The organism is Spiroplasma endosymbiont of Sarcophaga variegata, from assembly GCF_965178695.1.
GTDB classification, from domain to species: domain Bacteria; phylum Bacillota_I; class Bacilli_A; order Mycoplasmatales; family Mycoplasmataceae; genus Spiroplasma; species Spiroplasma poulsonii.
The window spans coordinates 1,542,519-1,560,855 of sequence record NZ_CBCXVU010000002.1 but is presented as its reverse complement, the minus strand read 5'-3'; the positions used below and the strand labels follow the sequence as shown (position 1 = coordinate 1,560,855).

Here is an 18,337-nt window from a genome sequence, read left to right as displayed (position 1 = left end):
AAATATACCTAATTTTAGGTATATTTTATAAATATCAAGAGTTTTCGACAAAATTAAAGAATTATGTAATATTTTTTAAAAATTCTACTGCTTTATTTGTCAAAACTCGACCACGAGATGTTTTTAATAAGTAACCTTTTTTTAACAAAAATGGTTCAAAATTATTTGTGACTGTTAATAATGGTTCAGATAAAACTTGGCTTAAGGTATTTAACCAAACTGGTTGGGTTTGAAAGAGAAGATAAATTTGTTTTAAGTAATTTACCTCCCCTCATTCTAAACCATCTTGATAAATCTGCAAATTAGTTAAAATTTCTTGTAAAAAATTTAAACTTACTGGTTGTGGCGTAGCTAAGAAATAGTCATAAATTCGATGAAATAATTTTACCGCTGTGCGCGGATTATTACTACTATAGCTGGCTAAAAAAGTTAATTCTTTTAATGATAATTTTATTTCTACTTTTAAGAACAAGTTATTTAAAATTTGTTGCATATCATCATTAGTGTATTAATTAAAATGAAAAACTGTTGAAAAACGATTTAATAATGGCTGTGGTACTTGATATAGTAATGTCGTTGCTGCTAACAAGGTAAAAGATGGCAACGGTAAAACAACATGTTTTGTATTATAGTTTTTTCCCAACAGTAAATTTAAACAATTATCATCTAAAACAGGATATAAAATTTCTCCAACTTCACGACTAATTGCATGAATTTCATCAATGAAAACTAAATTAAATGCTTTTACTTGCATTAGGCAACTAATTAAATCACTTGTTTTTTGTAAATTTGGGCCATGTAAAAGTAATAGTTTTTGCTGTAACAAAGTTTTAATTAAATGGGCTAAACTAGTTTTTCCAATTCCACTATTACCAACAAATAACATATGTTTTAATGGTTGTTGCTGCTTTTGACTAGCTGCTAACATGATTTTTAAATTCATTTTATATTTGCTTGACCAATATAACTTTCAAAATCAACCGGACGAAAATTAAACGGTGTCATTCTGACTAATTTTAAATAAAACTATTTTTAAATATTGATCAAGTTTAGTCGGAACTGGGTTAACACTATTAATTGCAGAATAAATAACCACCAACGAATAACCCAATTCTTTTAAACAACTAATTACTTTATTTTGAAGATTATTATAATTTTTTTTAAAATAAATCTTTTGTAAAGTTTGTAATAATAGCCGAACACTATGGGTTTTTAATCCTTGTAATTTCTCGATTTCAGCAATATTATTTTGTTGCACAAACATTAATAAATTTTCAACACTAATTTGTTGTAATACTTTAACTGCCGTTTTGACACCAATTGTTGGAATCGTTAATAAATCACCAAAAATTTTCTTCGTTGCTAAATCTAAAAACCCAAATCACTGAAAACAAGCATCATTATCATATTTTAAAAAAGTATACATTTTAATTTGACCAGCCTTTTTAAAACTAATTCTTTTGTTTGTAACTAAATAAATTTCATATCCATAATTATTTTGTTCTAAGCAAAGGACATTATCATTAAATTGATAAATAGTGCCACAGATAAAATCATAAATATTATAATCTCCTATGTTAAATTAACTTTATTAATAAGAAAAATCCTTTCTTAAAATAAAAAAACTCATAATAAATGAGTTTTAATATTTTGTTAGTTATGATCATTTTACTGTTAAGTTAAAGATTGCTGTATTTTTATAATCCTTAGAACCATTACTTGTAACTATTAAATCAATATCTGTTGCTGGTCCACCCTTACTAACACTGCCATCAATTCGTAATAGCAAACGATTTGCTAAATCTTGAGCATCTTTTAATAATTTGTTCTGTGCTGCAGATAATTGTCCAGTAATGGTAGCATTTGCTAAAACGGCTCTTAAAATTTCTCGTGAATTATTACTATTAATTGCGATTTCTGTTCCTCTTAAATTTTTTGATAAACGATTAATATCAATTCGTTTTGATTTTGCTTGCACATCAATATTAGTAATTCCATAAAAGCCTGATGCTTTATCAGCATTAATAACAATTGTGGCTGCATAAGCTTCTCAGTCTTCTTGAAAACGATCATAATTAAAACTTATTGTTGTGTTAGGATCTTTAATTGCTTCTAATAATTGCGGTTCTAACTTACCATCATTTTTTGAACCAACTTCTAATGTTAATAAAGCACTATACAAATCACCAGGACTATTGCGATCCTCAATTGTAATAACTTGGCGGCTTAAATCCCCACCTAATAAGGTAATATTAACGCGATTACCAATATTACCATCACCAGTACTTGTTGCTCCGTTTCTGAAATGACGATATAGTTGTCAAGCCCCAATACCAAATCCTGTTAATGAAAGCACTAACACAATAATTAATGTTCAAATTTTTCATTGGAATTTTTGATTAATTACATGAACCATTTTTCGCATTGTCATCATTTGATTTTTTTGCATTTGTTTAACTAAAGCAACAGTTTCACCCCCTGCTGGTTCAGTTGCAACAATTAAATTATTACGATCTTTATTATCATTACCATTATCATCATTTGGTGTTTCAATTTCAGCTGAAAATGATTGTTCTGTTTCGTTGTACTCTAATCCATTATTTGGGATATTGTTCTGTTGTTCAAATGGAATAAATGATGAGGCAACCGGTGCTGGAGCATTAACTGGTTCTTCATTAGGAACTACAGGGTTCTCACTAGGAAGGCTTGTTGTTGAAGGGCGACTACGTAAAGGGATTTTATTAATTGTCTCTTGTGATAATTCAACAGTATGATCAATAATTGGAATCTTTGGGTTTCCTTTATGATCTAATAAATTAGTTTTTCAAAAAAAAGCATATTTATTATTAACACAATTAATTAAGGCAATTGGCATTACACCATGATCATCTTGGATTTCAGTATTTGGATTTACTTCGCAAAAAAATAGTGCTAAATTATTAACATCTTTTGTGCGATCATTTCGAATTGCTAAAATAATTTTTTTAAAAGTTACTTTACACTTATCGCACATTTCATCATATATATAACGAATATCGTTTTGCATATTTTTTATACCTTCTTTTTGCGGGTGAGTAACAAAGATACGGATTTACTGAAAAAGTAAATCTTTTTTATTTGTTAAATTGCAAGCTTGTTAATAACTAAATATTAATTTGTTGTGGTAATAAAAATGCAACAAATGTTTTTCATTGTGCAATTTTAATTAATAACAACAAGTTAATTAACTAGTTTATTAACACGTTAAGTAATAAGTTAAATAATTGGTTAAATAACTAGTTGTTTAACAGGTTTAGCACCTTGTTCAGGGCAAAACTGTTAGATTGGTGGTGTTAATATTTATAAAGAAAAATTGGTTTATGTATATTTAAACAAAAATTATATTAGATCAATTGAATTTTATACGTTAACTTGTAGAAATATAATTAGTCCAATTACACCAGGTGGTAGCATATTAATTCCTAAGCAACTTATTTATAATGCAAAATATTCAAATCAATTAAAATTGGGGTTATTTCCAAGTCAAAAGTATGAAGAATTTATTATGGAAAATGGTGCAAAAAGGATATTAGGATATATTGTTGGCATAGAATTGAAGAATGCAATAGAGGTTAGAGCAAAAAATAATATTAAAAGCTACAATAATCAAGCAGAAAATTTATCAGTTTTAAATAAAAAAGAAGTTATTGATAACAATAAAACTAGTTTTACCAATTCTGAAGAAGAAAATTTATTTGATACAGAAGAAGGAAAAATAATATGAGATTAAAGAATTATTTTTTTGCAATTTATGATTGAGATGATAATCACTTGGGAACTTTTGATACTTATGAAGAAATAATATGTTTTTTGTTTGGAATTGATTCATCAAATAAAAATTATCAATTTAAAAAAAGATATATAGCTAAGGTTATTGCTAAAACAAAGAAAAAAACCTTTAAGAATCAGAAACTAAAAATATATAAATTTATAGATGGGGATGATAAGTATGAATAGCAAAATTAAATGTAATTTTTGTAATAAAAATATTAATCATGGAAATATAGTAAATAAATATAGTATTACGCTACACTATAAATGTTTTAATTTTCTAAAAAAGTGAAAAGTAAGTTGTGCTTAAAATAATAGAATTATTTGCTGGAATTGGAGCCCCAAGAAAAGCACTAGAATTTGCAAATATTTCACATAAAACTATATGATTTAGTGAAATTGATAAATATGCAGAAAATAGTTATAGAGCAATTTTTAATGATTATGAAACCCCTAATTTAGGTGATATTACTAAAATAGATGTTAATAATTTACAAAAAGAAGAGGTTGATATAATAATTGGCGGTTGACCTTGCCAAGACATTTTGATAGCTGGAAAAAGAAAAGGAATGGATAAAGATAGTGATACTTGCCCCGCTCATGCCGCGGGAGTTTGATATTTTGTTCGTCAATCTGGAACATTCATGTTAATACTATTATCACCATTTATTGTTCCTCGTTGTAAATCTAAAATATCTTGCTTAGAATCATAATTAACGACTTCCATTATTTCTTTTGTTACATCATTCTGTTTAAACATCACATCTAAGAAACCTAACATATCCTTATTAATTAAGACTGCATCTTGTGCATAATAAACATTAAACATATCATATGTTTCTTTAAAAGCGGGATTTTGGTCAATCGTAATTTCTGGATTTTGATTAATAAAATCAATTAAAACTTTTCCAATTTTATTCGTTAAATCAAGCATTAAAGTTTTAATTAAATTGGGATTATTTGTAGTAACATATTTAATATTAAATCTTGCTGGATTAGTTAATGTTTTGAATGAACCAGTATAACCAAAACTATAATTTACCACAACTGCTTTTAAATCCTTAATTGGTTCTGTAGTTAATTTTTGTAATGCTGCTACATCAACGTAATTTACTTTTAAATTTGAAGGACTCGTCTTAAAAGCAAACGGCATTGAATTAACATAATAGTTTGAGTATTTATTGGCAATTAATCGATTAACCTCATCAAAAACTGTTTTAAAATTATTCTCAAGTGCATAATTTAAAAATACTTCATGAGCTTCATTCATAATCTTTAATAACAAATCTAAATCTTTTCTAATATCATTATCATCATCACTAGGGTCAACATTCGGCTTAGATGCACAACTAACAACGGTTGTTACTCCTGCCGTTAACAATGAGCAGGTTCCTAATAAGGCTAATATTTTTTTCATTTTTTATGTCTCCTTATTAATATATTTATTTGTTGCTAAGTTTTTTATCATATTTTTCCTATATCACTAATTATAATTAAAAAAAGCAAGCACCCCTAAATTATTATAGGAATTATTGTCCTTAATTTTGTATTTTAAAATAAAAATGATTTGAAAGCATAGTTAACTATGCTTTCAAATCAGAATTTTTAATACTCTATTTTGAAGTATTTATATATGTAACAAAGATAAATTTAAAATACTTTTTCTTAATATCTTAATTCATCAAGTCCGATAATCATAAATCAAAATTGATATTTCCATTTGTTTCGTAAGCAATTTTATCATTATTTTTTGGAGTAACTTTAAATTTAACATTCATAAAACTAATTTTTATATCAGTTGCATTAAGAATTTGCGTTAAATCAGGTTGCTTATCACCTTCTTTAAAAGTTGCTTTAAAATCCTCTCACTGATTATTTTTATTTTTAAGTGATAACTTAACTGTTCCGGCAGTCATTGTAATGTTATTGTTATCTATTTCAGTATTGCTTAAACCTAAATTACGTAAAATCGTTGGTCCAGCAAAACTCATAATACTTGGCCCTAAATAAACATTAATTGCTGGAATATTGTATTTTATCAGTGAATTAATTCCTTTTCACGTTTTTGGTTGTAAAATACTTTTCCCAACAGCATCAATCCCTTTTCCTTCATTTTGACTAAAAACATTTAAAATACTTGCAATTAATAAGGTTGGATTTAAGCTTAAATAAACAAGTGTTTTTTCAAAAGAACCAGAATGACCTTTATCACCAACAAGACTTTGATCAAAAACATCATCAATTTCTATAGTAAATTCGAAAAAGAACTTCAAAACTACTTTTCCAACAACTTTAAAAATATACTGATTATCAGCTTTCGTTGGTTCTCCTTTATACCCACTAAGTAAATGAAACATCAAACTATCAAAATTTGTTGCTGTATTTTCATAGAATCAGTTAGTTTCACCAAATTCAGTTTTAATATTTTCTTGAACATTTTTATTAACTGGTGACAATAAATATTGAATTAATGGTAAAACAGTATTATGAGTTGTTCCAATTCTTTCTTTGCCTTCTTTAAGGTATCATTGTAATAATGCAATAACATCTGGAGCAATATTATGCAATAAATCATTAACAGTTCCAGTTCCTTTTATGGTAATATCAGTTTTGTTCTCTTTAGTGGGTTTTACTACTTGAAAAGAAAACGGTAAGTCTTTTGTTAAGAAATCATCAAGACCAAGAACTGACAATATATCGCTAATCTTTTTTAAAACATCATTAAACTTAGTAACAAAATCGGGGGTATTTATTTGTGATAAATCAATACTATTGATTAATTCTGCTGGCAATTCAATTAAGCCAAGATAACTATATAAATCAGCAAGATTAATATCTAATCCCGGCATAATTGGTGGTAGTGGAAATTTAATACTTTGAGTTGTATCCCCCCCCACATCATTAATTTTATTAATGATGCTTGCTAAAAACAGTAATTCATTTGTTGATCACTTAATTTTAACACTAAATAGTTCAGTTGATTTTTTCTCCAAACTAACAATTGCATTTCCATTATTCACAACTAATTTTCCTTCTGCTGCGGTTAGTGCTAATTGTGTTTTAAACTCGTTAATGGTTGCTGCTGATAGAGCATTGCCATCAGAAATTTTTGGTTGCACAAATGTCGGATCAGCTTTAACGACTAACTTGTAACTTCCTAATGTTATTTTACTAGCTACTTCTGATGCTAATTTATCGTTTGTTATTTCTGATGAAGAAGCAAAAAATGGTGTATCAGTATATTGTTCTAATTGTTTTTTAATGTCATCAACTGACACATTCTGATCTTGAGGGTGACTACAAGCAACAACTGAAACGGCGCTTGTCCCCACCAACGATATTGCTCCTAAAAGAGCTAATATTCTCTTCATATTAGTCCTCCTATTTTTTAAAGTTTTTATCTAATTAATCCCATTAATATCTTTTAGTTTTATTTTTCAAAATTTATAATAACATTTTTTGTCATTATCAGTTAAAAATATTTTTTGTTATTAAAAAATAACAAACACCCTGTCTACCTCAATTAAGTTAAAAACCTCTTTTTTGGACAAAGGGAGTTAATAGCTAAGTTACTACAAACGGATCCAAGAGTTGTTAACAATTAATTTTAAATTACTTATGTTCCTTTGAGGTATTTTTATTTTACTCTTTTTATTTAACAAATTATTTGCTAAATTAAAATTATCTTGCAAATTATTTGCAAGATAATTTTAATCCCTAATGACTAATTCGTGATGTAATTCCATCACTTTTTCTGGTCCTAATACCCGATCAGCAATTGCCAACGCAAAATTCATTGTTGATCCAACCGAAGCCCCTGTAATAACGTGACCATCAGTAATTGCTGCCATTTCATCATTGTAAATTGCTTTTTCCATTCCTTTCGTACATCCTGGATAACTTGTTGCTTCTCTGTTGTCCAAGATTCCTAAATGCCCTAAAATTTGGGGAGCAGCACACACCGCGGCAATTGTTTTTTGATCACTATTTGCTTTTAATAATCAGTCTTTTAACATTTCACTTTTTGTAAGATTATCAACACCAACCCGACCGCCAGGCAAGACAAACCCATCATAATCTTCATATTTAACATCCTCAATTAATTTATCTGCTACAATTGTAACATTATGCGCTGAAACAACTTCTCGTTTTTTCATGATACTAACTAATTCCAAGTTAATCCCACCACGACGTAATACATCAGCGGTAATAATTGCTTCACCTTCTTCAAAACCAGTTGCTAAAAACAATGCAAATTTCATAATAACACCCCTTTCTCTTGGTAATTATAATATAATTTTATATAATTGTTAAGAAAAAAGAAAAAGGTGTAATTATGGGAATTTTTTCAAATTTAATTTATAAATTTCATCGTACGAAACATAAACGAAATAAAAAATATTATTTATTAAAAGATCGTAAAACATTGACAGTCAATAGTATTTCCCGAGATGTTGATGTTCATATTATTAAATCTTGACGCGATAAATTTACTAGTTTAATTCAACCAAAAGATATTACAATGAAAGATGGTTATTTACTACGAAACGTGCGCAGATTTAATAGTTTTGGGATTTTTTATCAACTTGATGTTATTTTTTGTAATAAAAACTTTGAAGTTATTTCAACAATTCAAAATTTTGGTTCACAAAAAATGAGTCATTATTTTTCAGAATGTTATTTTGTCTATTGTTTAGCACCGGGAATGATTAAATTCTTGAATATTAAAGCAAACGATATTTTACGAATTATTTAATTTATTAATAATATTATTAAAACTAAGTTATAATATATCTATTGATATGGTTAAGGAGGGAAAAAATTATGGCAAAATTAAAATATGCAACAATTAAGGTTAATGTTACTTTCCAAAAAGTAATGATTTGAATTTCTGGATTATGATTGTTTATTTTAGCAATTTTAAACTCATTTCCAAATGTTAAAGTTGACACAAGACTCTTTGTTCACAATAACACTGGAGATAATGGCGCAATTATTTTAATTACCGCTTTCTTGTTTATTTGTGTCGCAACCTTTGTTCGTCACAAAATTGGTAAATTAATTGCTGGAATTGTTTTTATCACAATTGCAATTATTGGTATGATCGGTGCAATTATCACTTCAACAAAAGAAATTTCAACTTGAGTAATTGTTGTTGGTGAATTAGTTGCTGTAATTGGGGCTTTAATTTGATTATTAGAAGGAATTGGTGCAATTCGGGTTAATAAAGCAAACGCCACAAATAATACAACTACTACTACTAAACAGTAATAAATAAAAAAAGGTTAACCAACATTGGTTAACCTTTTTTTATTTTAGCTTAACTAAATTCCTCTTCTTGGTCCGCTTCAGCTTCAAGTGATGTTGCATAGACTTTTCCGAGGGCTTGATTTTTATTATGGCGGTCTTCTCTTTTGCCTTTAATTTTTCGTAACTGTTCTTCAATTTTATGTAAAGCTTGGTCAACTGCTTTATAAAAATCACTATTATGAACTTCTACTTTTAAGAAATTGTTTTTCCCTCTAATATCAATTGAAGTATTAATGACAACATTGTTCTCTTTGGTAAACTCAATATCAACATGAACAAGATCATTTTCATTAACTTGCTGATATTTTAATAATTTATTAAAAGTATCCATTAAATGCTGATGCATTGCATCAGTAATAATAATGTTTTTGCTACGAACTTTGTATTCCATTATATTCGCCTCGTTTCTATATTTTTATTATAACAAAACCACGAATAATTCACAGGTTAAAAAAAGAAAAACAAATAAAAATTAATAAAAAATTTTAACCTTCATTATCTAATAAGAAAAAATCAATATATTCATTTGTGACTTCCTCTAATCTTATTTTTTCAACTAAAACCTTACTTGCATTAATTTGCGCAAGATTTTCATTATATTGTTTAACTAATTTAACCAAAGGAGCATTAACTTCTTTTAATAACTCTTATAACTCTAACATTTCTTTTGTTGAATAACGTTGTGGCTCTTTAATTTTTAAATACAAATTTTTAGCATTTACTTCTGCTGGATTAACAACACTGACATATTTTTCTTTTGGATTATATTGTCGAACAATTGCTTTAATTTTGTCGAAAACTCTTGATGAAATAAAAAAAATAATCAATATGACAATTTGAAAACTAATTTTGTGTAAGATTATGATTTTGCTTTAAATTTTTTAAACGTTAAAATATAATACCGTTGATTGTTGGTTTGGTGTTAAACCTTTGTGTTGGTATTTTCATTTTCAGAGCTTTAAATAATTTTGAATATTAGTGAAACCCAAACCATGATAATGAATTAAGGCTTCTTTAAGACTGGATTGTAATTTACTAATCTTATTTAACTTTTGATAACTAGTATCAGGGTTTGTACTAGTTTTGGTGGAATATAGAGTAGAATTTGTTTGTTTTGCTACTAATAAATATAGTGGTTGCATATCAGAAATAATTATTGATTTTTCTTTAATTAGTTGCTTATTCATATTTTCAATAATCCATTGTTTTTGTAATCTTTTGGTATTGGTGGATTGAACAAAAATATTATTATTGCTATCAACCGCCATTTGAATACAGCATTTGGTATCAGTTGAAAATGGATCGAGATGAGTTTTTCGTTTATCAAATTTATCTTTAAAATTGCCTTTATGAATTTCTTTAATAAATGTTTCATCCATTTGGATTTGACCATTTAATTTTTTAAATTTTAACTGTGTATTTTCTAATTGTTTTGATTGCATTAATTTTTGTCGATTATATCAAGCGGTTTTTGGGGTTGTTTTAATAAAACGAGAAATTATTTTACTAGATTGTCCTAACAATGAAATTTGAATTAATAAATTTCACTGTTCATAATTTAAATGACTTCAATAAGTAAAATGATGACGAAATGAATCAAAACTAGCACGACATTTTTTACATAAATATTTTTGTTTTCCTTCGGAATTATGACCATTTTTAACACAATGAAAAGATTTGCAATTAGGACATATAATGCCTTTATCTCTAAATTTTTGATCAATTTCATTTAAACGTTTTTGTTTTTTAATTAAGTCTGCTTGTTGTTTTATTTTTTCATAAAATTCTAAAAATTGATCATCTGTTAAGCTATTTATTAATTCTGTAATTATTTTTTTCATCATTTATTTACCTCTATATATTAAAAATATACCTAATTTTAGGTATATTTTATAAATATCAAGAGTTTTCGACAAAATTAAAGAACAATTGTGTCAATTCGAAATTCAAAACGCGTTAAAATTCCTGTAACATATTTTTCTAATAATGAATGTTGAATTAAATTTTCAAGCTCACTACGATTTTTAATCTTATTATGATTATTCTTTGTTTTTCATCATAAATGTTGAATTGACTGTTTCTTTTGATTTGCAAGATCATATAAATTAATTACTTCTTGATCAAGTTTAGTTTTTAACTTCTTTAAAATATCTAAATTTTCAAGTGTAAATTTTAATAAAAAATCGGTATTATCTACAATTAATTTATCGTCCATTTTATATTACTCCTTAAAATTATACAAACTTTCACTATTATATATTATACTCTAAAACGGTTCGTAAAACAAGAGGCAAAAGTTTACCATTTTTAATGTTAGTAATGGAATAAAAATATTTCATTATGTTTATGCTTTCATAATTTTTACTTTTTTGATTCGTTAATTAAAGAACTAAAAACAACTGGTGGTGCTTTTGGTAATTGCCGTTTATGTTCTGAACCTTGATGCAAATGTTGAATTCGGTTTGCTGCCGCGGCTGGAACTGGTTTTCCTTGTAAATAAGCATCTAACTGGTGATAACTAACACTTATTTCTTGTTCATCTGTTTGTGCTGTTCATAATCCCGCTGTTGGGGGACGCATAATAATTTCAGTTGGAACCTCCAATAAATGTGCTGCTTGTTGGACTTCACCTTTCAACAAGTGAATAAGTGGCACTAAATCAACTCCCCCATCACCATATTTGGTAAAATAACCAACATGTCATTCATCAGCATTATCCGTTCCTAACACCAAGTAGTTATGACTTTGTGCTAAAGCATATAAGGTTGTCATTCGTAATCGTGGTTTAATGTTACTTAATGCTAATTGGTGTGGTGGTAATGCTAAAGTTGTCACTAATTGATCATATGTTGATGATAAATCAACAATTTGATGGTTTAACTGGTGTTTATTAATTAGTAAATTTGCACATTCTTGGTCAAATTGATCAGAATGACAAGGCATAATAACCGTTAAATGTTGTTCAGGAAAAGCTTTTTGTCCTAATAACCCAACCACAGCAGAATCAATTCCACCAGATAGACCAATAACAACCCCATCACAATGTGCTTTTGTTACTTCTGATTTGATTCAATCAGTTAAATATGTTAAATATTGTTTTAAATCTTTCATCATTATCCATCCCATTCTAATTCGTAATCAAAAATTAGAACAACATCCCCTTGTTGTGCTCCTTTTGCTCGTAACATTTCAAAAACTTTTAAGTCTTGTAATTTTTTATTAAATAATAATAAATTATCATATGTTGTGATTGGTGTTTTTTGATATGCTTTTTGAACAGCAGGACCACTCACTTTTCAAACACCATTGCCAAGATTATCGACAACTACTTCTGTTTCAATTGGTGTCCTATAAGTATATACCTTATAATCTTCTTGTTCTGTGGGTAGTTCATCTAATTGTCATAAAGCTTTATTTTCATTAATTGTTGCTAAAGTAGCACCAATTTGATTTACTAACAATGTTAAATTTTGATTTTTTAAACCACTAATCTCAATAATCTCAGCACTTGGCATCTGCGCTTTAAACTTTACTAAATTTGCTGGAGAAATTTTAAGGTCCATTTTATTTGCCACAATAATTTCTTTGCGGAGTTCTAATTTATAATTATAATCTTTTAATTCACTTTTAATGTTTAAATAATTTTGATAAACATCTTCTGTTCCATAATTTCCGGACATATCTAAGACATGCACAATTAATTTACAACGCTCAATATGGCGTAAAAAGTCATGTCCTAACCCTTTTCCCTCCGCAGCGCCCGCAATTAATCCTGGTAAGTCGGCAACAACAAAACTATCATTATTTTGATCACGAACAACTCCTAGTTGCGGTGTTAAAGTTGTAAAGGGATAATCAGCAATTTGGGGTTTTGCTTTTGAAATTTTAGCTAATAATGTCGACTTACCAGCATTTGGTAATCCAACAAGTCCAACATCAGCTAAAACTTTTAATTCACAACGAATTTCTAATGTTTCCCCTAAATCACCTGCTTCAAAAATGGTTGGTGCTTTATTTTTTGCATTCGCAAAACGAGCATTACCACGACCACCTTGTCCCCCTTTCGCAAGAACAAGCTCTTGCTGATGAGCAACAATATCGCCAATAACTTCATTGGTTCCATTATTATAGATTAATGTTCCCAATGGTACTTTAATATATTTGTTAGTAGCATTTTTTCCGTGCATATTTTTAATTGTACCATTTTCGCCATCAAGAGCTTTAATTTCACGTTGATACTTTAAATCTAATAAGGTGTTGATTCCTTCATCCCCAACAAAGATAATGCTACCGCCATTACCACCATCACCACCCGATGGTCCTCCTTTGGGAACATACAATTCACGATGAAAAGAAACCGCTCCATCGCCGCCTTTCCCTGCAAATAATTTAATTGTTGCAACATCAATAAATTTCATCGTTCTTCCTTTTCTTAAATCCATTATTATCATTATACTAAAAGAAAACGAACAATTTGTTCGTTTTTTTGTTATTTTTGCTTTTTATGAACAAAGGATAGTAAAGAACTAACTTTAACCGAACGCCCCCCGTTCACCACCAGCATAGCCAGTATGGCCAACACGGTGAATTGTTACTTTTTGCTTTGGCTTTGATAAACTTGGTAAGTAAACAACAATTATTTTTTGTTCTTCATACCGACCAAAACCACCACAAGTCGAACAGAAATAATCAAAATCATTTTCAAGGTAATACCCTGTTCCATCACAAATTTTGCAATTTTCTTCGACTAATAAAGTAACATTAGCTTTCCCCGAACTAATAACATTAGCTGCTTTTAAAACAACTTTTCCAACTAGTAATGGTCCTTTTTTTGGTTTTTTAAAGCGTTTTTTTAATCAAGCTTTATCATCAAAATCAAAAAAATAATGATGTTTTACATCATCAAAACTAGGAACAAATAAACTTTCATCATACTCTTGTTTTGTTTTATGATTTGATAAAATTTCATATGCTTCAGTAATTTCGCGAAACTTGTTTTCAGCATTTTTCTCTTTCGAAATATCTGGATGATATTTTTTTGCTAAACGACGAAAATTTTCTTTTATTTCTTCAGCAGAAGCAGTTGATGATATTTCTAATATCTTATAGTAATTCTTATTCATTATTTTCCCCTTATTAAAAATAGTCTATTAATAAAATTATTATTAAATATAATTTTTGTAAGTAAAAAATATTACTGTAGTCATATCTAGTTAAATATAAAATAGTTTTTAAGTTTTGACATTTTATATTATATCAAAAAATTCTAATAATTTAATAGTTATTTACTTTAATTTTGTCGAAAACTCTTGATATTTATAAAATATACCTAAAATTAGGTATATTTTTAATATATAGAGGTAAATAAATGATGAAAAAAATAATTACAGAATTAATAAATAGCTTAACAGATGATCAATTTTTAGAATTTTATGAAAAAATAAAACAACAAGCAGACTTAATTAAAAAACAAAAACGTTTAAATGAAATTGATCAAAAATTTAGAGATAAAGGCATTATATGTCCTAATTGCAAATCTTTTCATTGTGTTAAAAATGGTCATAATTCCGAAGGAAAACAAAAATATTTATGTAAAAAATGTCGTGCTAGTTTTGATGCATTTCGTCATCATTTTACTTATTGAAGTCATTTAAATTATGAACAGTGAAATTTATTAATTCAAATTTCATTGTTAGGACAATCTAGTAAAATAATTTCTCGTTTTATTAAAACAACCCCAAAAACCGCTTGATATAATCGACAAAAATTAATGCAATCAAAACAATTAGAAAATACACAGTTAAAATTTAAAAAATTAAATGGTCAAATCCAAATGGATGAAACATTTATTAAAGAAATTCATAAAGGCAATTTTAAAGATAAATTTGATAAACGAAAAACTCATCTCGATCCATTTTCAACTGATACCAAATGCTGTATTCAAATGGCAGTTGATAGCAATAATAATATTTTTGTTCAATCCACCAATACCAAAAGATTACAAAAACAATGGATTATTGAAAATATGAATAAGCAACTAATTAAAGAAAAATCAATAATTATTTCTGATATGCAACCACTATATTTATTAGTAGCAAAACAAACAAATTCTACTCTATATTCCACCAAAACTAGTACAAACCCTGATACTAGTTATCAAAAGTTAAATAAGATTAGTAAATTACAATCCAGTCTTAAAGAAGCCTTAATTCATTATCATGGTTTGGGTTTCACTAATATTCAAAATTATTTAAAGCTCTGAAAATGAAAATACCAACACAAAGGTTTAACACCAAACCAACAATCAACGGTATTATATTTTAACGTTTAAAAAATTTAAAGCAAAATCATAATCTTACACAAAATTAGTTTTCAAATTGTCATATTGATGATTTTTTTTATTTCATCAAGAGTTTTCGACAAAATTAAAGGTTATTTACTAGAAATACCTGAAATTAATGGATAAAATAAAAGATACAGAACCCAATAACCCCCGATCCTAAAATTACTCATAACGGATTAACTTTTTTATACTTTAGAAAAATGAAAACAGCTAAACTAAAATCAACAATAAAATAAACACTTACTTTAACAATTTCAACCCAATTACCTGTAATAAAACTATAGGGGCCTGTTTTTGCAGTTCCCCCATATAAATTAAAATTAGCAACTGAAAAAATCAAATCAATAATTAAATAAAATAGAATTGCAATAATAGCTGGTTTTAATAATTTTGCAATGTACCCAAATTGTTTGCTTTCCATTGAAACATGTTTATCAACGCTAACCATAATAATTGTTGCTGGCAAGGTAATCACAACATAAGATATAATCAGTACTAATAGTGATAGCCCAACGTTTTGTTTTGAAACTAAAATTGATAAATAAGCCGTTAAATGAGTAGATACTGGTCCTGTAGTTACTGATGAAAAAATTAATCCTCAATTTCAGTCTTGCACAGTAACTAATTCATTTGCAACTGTTGGCGTTAAAATTAGCGTAAATAACGAATTAAAAATAACATAAAAAACTTGTCCACCACCAAAAGTAGTAATTCCGACTAAAAAACAAATAATAATATAAAGAATAATATTTAATACCATTATTTTTGTCCTCTTTGTGGTCTATTTTTATAACTATAAACAATTAAACTAATTATCAACATTACAATAACAACAATTGATGGAATATTATAAGGAGCTGGAACCGCCACTAAAAAAATAATTCAAAAAATCATAATTGGTAAAGAAACAAATAATGTAATTTCTTTCATCGAAGAACGAAACATTTTAATAATTAAAACAAAAATTAAAGCTAAAATAACGGGCATAATGGCTAATGATATGTATGCCAAATATAACTCAGGAATAGCATTTTGCAAAATAACAGTCAAAGCTCCAACTAATAACATTAGAGGAAAATTAGCTCACAAAGAAGCTGCTAATGCCCCCTGTCACCCGTAAAGTTGATAACCAATCACAGCAGGAACTTGAATTGTTGCTGGTCCTGGCAAAGCATTTGATAAAATAACAATTTTATCAAAATATTCTGCACTAATTCATCCTTTCTTTCTTTAATTTTGTCGAAAACTCTTGATGAAATAAAAAAAATCATCAATATGACAATTTGAAAACTAATTTTGTGTAAGATTATGATTTTGCTTTAAATTTTTTAAACGTTAAAATATAATACCGTTGATTGTTGGTTTGGTGTTAAACCTTTGTGTTGGTATTTTCATTTTCAGAGCTTTAAATAATTTTGAATATTAGTGAAACCCAAACCATGATAATGAATTAAGGCTTCTTTAAGACTGGATTGTAATTTACTAATCTTATTTAACTTTTGATAACTAGTATCAGGGTTTGTACTAGTTTTGGTGGAATATAGAGTAGAATTTGTTTGTTTTGCTACTAATAAATATAGTGGTTGCATATCAGAAATAATTATTGATTTTTCTTTAATTAGTTGCTTATTCATATTTTCAATAATCCATTGTTTTTGTAATCTTTTGGTATTGGTGGATTGAACAAAAATATTATTATTGCTATCAACTGCCATTTGAATACAGCATTTGGTATCAGTTGAAAATGGATCGAGATGAGTTTTTCGTTTATCAAATTTATCTTTAAAATTGCCTTTATGAATTTCTTTAATAAATGTTTCATCCATTTGGATTTGACCATTTAATTTTTTAAATTTTAACTGTGTATTTTCTAATTGTTTTGATTGCATTAATTTTTGTCGATTATATCAAGCGGTTTTTGGGGTTGTTTTAATAAAACGAGAAATTATTTTACTAGATTGTCCTAACAATGAAATTTGAATTAATAAATTTCACTGTTCATAATTTAAATGACTTCAATAAGTAAAATGATGACGAAATGCATCAAAACTAGCACGACATTTTTTACATAAATATTTTTGTTTTCCTTCGGAATTATGACCATTTTTAACACAATGAAAAGATTTGCAATTAGGACATATAATGCCTTTATCTCTAAATTTTTGATCAATTTCATTTAAACGTTTTTGTTTTTTAATTAAGTCTGCTTGTTGTTTTATTTTTTCATAAAATTCTAAAAATTGATCATCTGTTAAGCTATTTATTAATTCTGTAATTATTTTTTTCATCATTTATTTACCTCTATATATTAAAAATATACCTAATTTTAGGTATATTTTATAAATATCAAGAGTTTTCGACAAAATTAAAGCTTTCTTTTCAACAATTTCAGAAAAAATAATTGGTAGCATCGCATTCCCGCCACCAAAACCAATAAAAGCAATCTTAATAAACATTAAAACAATTGTTCAAAATAAATGTGGTTGTAAAATATTTAACTTTTGATAGTTAACTTTATTATTCTTTTGTAATGTTTTAATTTGTGTTTTAACTTCACTTTTATTAGCATTGGTATTACTCTTTTTTAAGTTTGTTATTGTCATAAGATTTAAATTAATTATTGTTTTTACTTCTAGAATCTGTTCAGTAAAAAAATGATTTGCATTTAAATAATAGCGATGAAGTTCTTGTTGATACTCTTTCTTAAGGTTTTTTCTTTTTTTTCGTCACCCTTGTTCTTTTGCTGCTATTAATTTTGTTTTTTTGATAACATAATAATCTTTTCGCATTTGTTCATTAGTTTTTATGTGATGACGTTTTGTTTGAACCATTTCTGCAAATGATTGCAAATCTGACGGAATTTTCATATGGGGG

At 27.3% G+C, this 18,337-nt stretch carries 24 protein-coding genes; 6 read left to right on the top strand and 18 right to left on the bottom strand.

Annotation, left to right across the window (positions count from 1 at the left end):
- Positions 1-61: 61 nt before the first annotated feature.
- The 4 genes from ACOBME_RS10280 to ACOBME_RS10265 all read right to left on the bottom strand — a co-directional run bounded on the left by ACOBME_RS10280 (position 62) and on the right by ACOBME_RS10265 (position 3,046).
- Positions 62-493: a Holliday junction DNA helicase RuvB C-terminal domain-containing protein gene (locus ACOBME_RS10280; RefSeq protein WP_419335188.1), complete on the bottom strand. Its 432-nt coding sequence runs from the start codon at positions 491-493 to the stop codon at positions 62-64.
- 15 nt (positions 494-508) lie between these two features.
- Entirely contained in the window at positions 509-943 is a 435-nt protein-coding gene (locus ACOBME_RS10275) for an AAA family ATPase (protein WP_338966136.1), read from the bottom strand.
- A 48-nt stretch (positions 944-991) separates the two neighbouring features.
- Positions 992-1,426, bottom strand: a complete 435-nt coding sequence (locus tag ACOBME_RS10270) for a Holliday junction ATP-dependent DNA helicase RuvA (RefSeq protein WP_338966135.1) — start codon at positions 1,424-1,426, stop codon at positions 992-994.
- Positions 1,427-1,657: 231 nt separating this feature from the next.
- Complete coding sequence (locus ACOBME_RS10265; RefSeq protein WP_419335185.1) at positions 1,658-3,046, bottom strand: hypothetical protein; 1,389 nt, start codon at positions 3,044-3,046, stop codon at positions 1,658-1,660.
- A gap of 498 nt (positions 3,047-3,544) precedes the next feature.
- Between ACOBME_RS10265 and ACOBME_RS10260 the strand changes: the two genes are divergently transcribed.
- The 3 genes from ACOBME_RS10260 to ACOBME_RS10250 all read left to right on the top strand — a co-directional run bounded on the left by ACOBME_RS10260 (position 3,545) and on the right by ACOBME_RS10250 (position 4,523).
- Entirely contained in the window at positions 3,545-3,769 is a 225-nt protein-coding gene (locus tag ACOBME_RS10260; RefSeq protein ID WP_338966130.1) for a hypothetical protein, read from the top strand.
- On the top strand, positions 3,760-3,996 hold the full coding sequence (locus tag ACOBME_RS10255) for a hypothetical protein (RefSeq protein ID WP_419335183.1): 237 nt from the start codon (positions 3,760-3,762) through the stop codon (positions 3,994-3,996). The genes ACOBME_RS10260 and ACOBME_RS10255 overlap by 10 nt, the downstream gene beginning before the upstream one ends.
- 116 nt (positions 3,997-4,112) lie before the next feature.
- A complete protein-coding gene (locus tag ACOBME_RS10250; RefSeq protein WP_419335181.1) occupies positions 4,113-4,523 on the top strand; it encodes a DNA cytosine methyltransferase in 411 nt (136 codons plus the stop codon).
- Positions 4,524-5,483: 960 nt separating this feature from the next.
- On the opposite strand, the gene ACOBME_RS10245 is transcribed toward ACOBME_RS10250, so the two are convergent.
- Positions 5,484-7,181 carry a lipoprotein gene (locus ACOBME_RS10245; protein ID WP_419335179.1) on the bottom strand — a complete coding sequence of 566 codons (1,698 nt, stop codon included), beginning with the start codon at positions 7,179-7,181 and terminating at the stop codon, positions 5,484-5,486.
- 339 nt (positions 7,182-7,520) lie between these two features.
- Positions 7,521-8,072, bottom strand: coding sequence for a DJ-1 family glyoxalase III (locus ACOBME_RS10240; protein ID WP_338966119.1), 552 nt, complete (start codon positions 8,070-8,072; stop codon positions 7,521-7,523).
- Positions 8,073-8,146: 74 nt separating this feature from the next.
- Between ACOBME_RS10240 and ACOBME_RS10235 the strand changes: the two genes are divergently transcribed.
- Together ACOBME_RS10235 and ACOBME_RS10230 are read left to right on the top strand one after the other, a co-directional pair.
- On the top strand, positions 8,147-8,566 hold the full coding sequence (locus ACOBME_RS10235) for a hypothetical protein (RefSeq protein ID WP_338966117.1): 420 nt from the start codon (positions 8,147-8,149) through the stop codon (positions 8,564-8,566).
- 68 nt (positions 8,567-8,634) lie between these two features.
- A complete protein-coding gene (locus tag ACOBME_RS10230) occupies positions 8,635-9,081 on the top strand; it encodes a hypothetical protein (RefSeq protein ID WP_127092665.1) in 447 nt (148 codons plus the stop codon).
- Positions 9,082-9,130: 49 nt separating this feature from the next.
- Here the strand turns inward: ACOBME_RS10230 and hpf are convergent, their stop codons facing one another.
- The 8 genes from hpf to ACOBME_RS10190 all read right to left on the bottom strand — a co-directional run bounded on the left by hpf (position 9,131) and on the right by ACOBME_RS10190 (position 14,243).
- Complete coding sequence (gene hpf / locus ACOBME_RS10225) at positions 9,131-9,511, bottom strand: ribosome hibernation-promoting factor, HPF/YfiA family (RefSeq protein WP_338966112.1); 381 nt, start codon at positions 9,509-9,511, stop codon at positions 9,131-9,133.
- Positions 9,512-9,605: 94 nt separating this feature from the next.
- The gene (locus tag ACOBME_RS10220) at positions 9,606-9,740 is read right to left on the bottom strand and encodes a hypothetical protein (RefSeq protein WP_255516867.1); all 135 of its coding nucleotides are present in this window, start codon (positions 9,738-9,740) and stop codon (positions 9,606-9,608) included.
- Positions 9,741-9,767: 27 nt separating this feature from the next.
- Entirely contained in the window at positions 9,768-9,947 is a 180-nt protein-coding gene (locus ACOBME_RS10215) for a hypothetical protein (RefSeq protein ID WP_419335175.1), read from the bottom strand.
- A gap of 54 nt (positions 9,948-10,001) precedes the next feature.
- Complete coding sequence (locus tag ACOBME_RS10210; protein ID WP_419335173.1) at positions 10,002-10,964, bottom strand: transposase; 963 nt, start codon at positions 10,962-10,964, stop codon at positions 10,002-10,004.
- A 74-nt stretch (positions 10,965-11,038) separates the two neighbouring features.
- Positions 11,039-11,335 carry a hypothetical protein gene (locus ACOBME_RS10205; RefSeq protein WP_419335171.1) on the bottom strand — a complete coding sequence of 99 codons (297 nt, stop codon included), beginning with the start codon at positions 11,333-11,335 and terminating at the stop codon, positions 11,039-11,041.
- Positions 11,336-11,481: 146 nt separating this feature from the next.
- The gene (gene nadE, locus ACOBME_RS10200) at positions 11,482-12,234 is read right to left on the bottom strand and encodes an NAD(+) synthase (RefSeq protein WP_338966101.1); all 753 of its coding nucleotides are present in this window, start codon (positions 12,232-12,234) and stop codon (positions 11,482-11,484) included.
- Positions 12,234-13,538, bottom strand: coding sequence for a GTPase ObgE (obgE, locus tag ACOBME_RS10195; RefSeq protein WP_338966098.1), 1,305 nt, complete (start codon positions 13,536-13,538; stop codon positions 12,234-12,236). The genes nadE and obgE overlap by 1 nt, the downstream gene beginning before the upstream one ends.
- A 114-nt stretch (positions 13,539-13,652) precedes the next feature.
- A complete protein-coding gene (locus ACOBME_RS10190; protein ID WP_419335168.1) occupies positions 13,653-14,243 on the bottom strand; it encodes a DnaJ domain-containing protein in 591 nt (196 codons plus the stop codon).
- 245 nt (positions 14,244-14,488) lie between these two features.
- Here ACOBME_RS10190 and ACOBME_RS10185 point away from each other — a divergent pair, with 245 nt between their 5' ends.
- Entirely contained in the window at positions 14,489-15,451 is a 963-nt protein-coding gene (locus ACOBME_RS10185) for an IS1/IS1595 family N-terminal zinc-binding domain-containing protein (RefSeq protein ID WP_338963247.1), read from the top strand.
- Between the two features lie 124 nt (positions 15,452-15,575).
- Here the strand turns inward: ACOBME_RS10185 and ACOBME_RS10180 are convergent, their stop codons facing one another.
- The 4 genes from ACOBME_RS10180 to ACOBME_RS10165 form a co-directional block, all read right to left on the bottom strand.
- Positions 15,576-16,223 (bottom strand): chromate transporter, encoded by a 648-nt coding sequence (locus ACOBME_RS10180; protein WP_338966089.1) that lies wholly within the window; start codon positions 16,221-16,223, stop codon positions 15,576-15,578.
- Complete coding sequence (locus tag ACOBME_RS10175; protein WP_419335167.1) at positions 16,223-16,531, bottom strand: hypothetical protein; 309 nt, start codon at positions 16,529-16,531, stop codon at positions 16,223-16,225. The genes ACOBME_RS10180 and ACOBME_RS10175 overlap by 1 nt, the downstream gene beginning before the upstream one ends.
- A 260-nt stretch (positions 16,532-16,791) precedes the next feature.
- Positions 16,792-17,754 carry an IS1/IS1595 family N-terminal zinc-binding domain-containing protein gene (locus ACOBME_RS10170; RefSeq protein ID WP_338963247.1) on the bottom strand — a complete coding sequence of 321 codons (963 nt, stop codon included), beginning with the start codon at positions 17,752-17,754 and terminating at the stop codon, positions 16,792-16,794.
- A complete protein-coding gene (locus ACOBME_RS10165; protein ID WP_419335165.1) occupies positions 17,755-18,330 on the bottom strand; it encodes a chromate transporter in 576 nt (191 codons plus the stop codon). It abuts the gene before it with no gap.
- Positions 18,331-18,337: the final 7 nt, after the last annotated feature.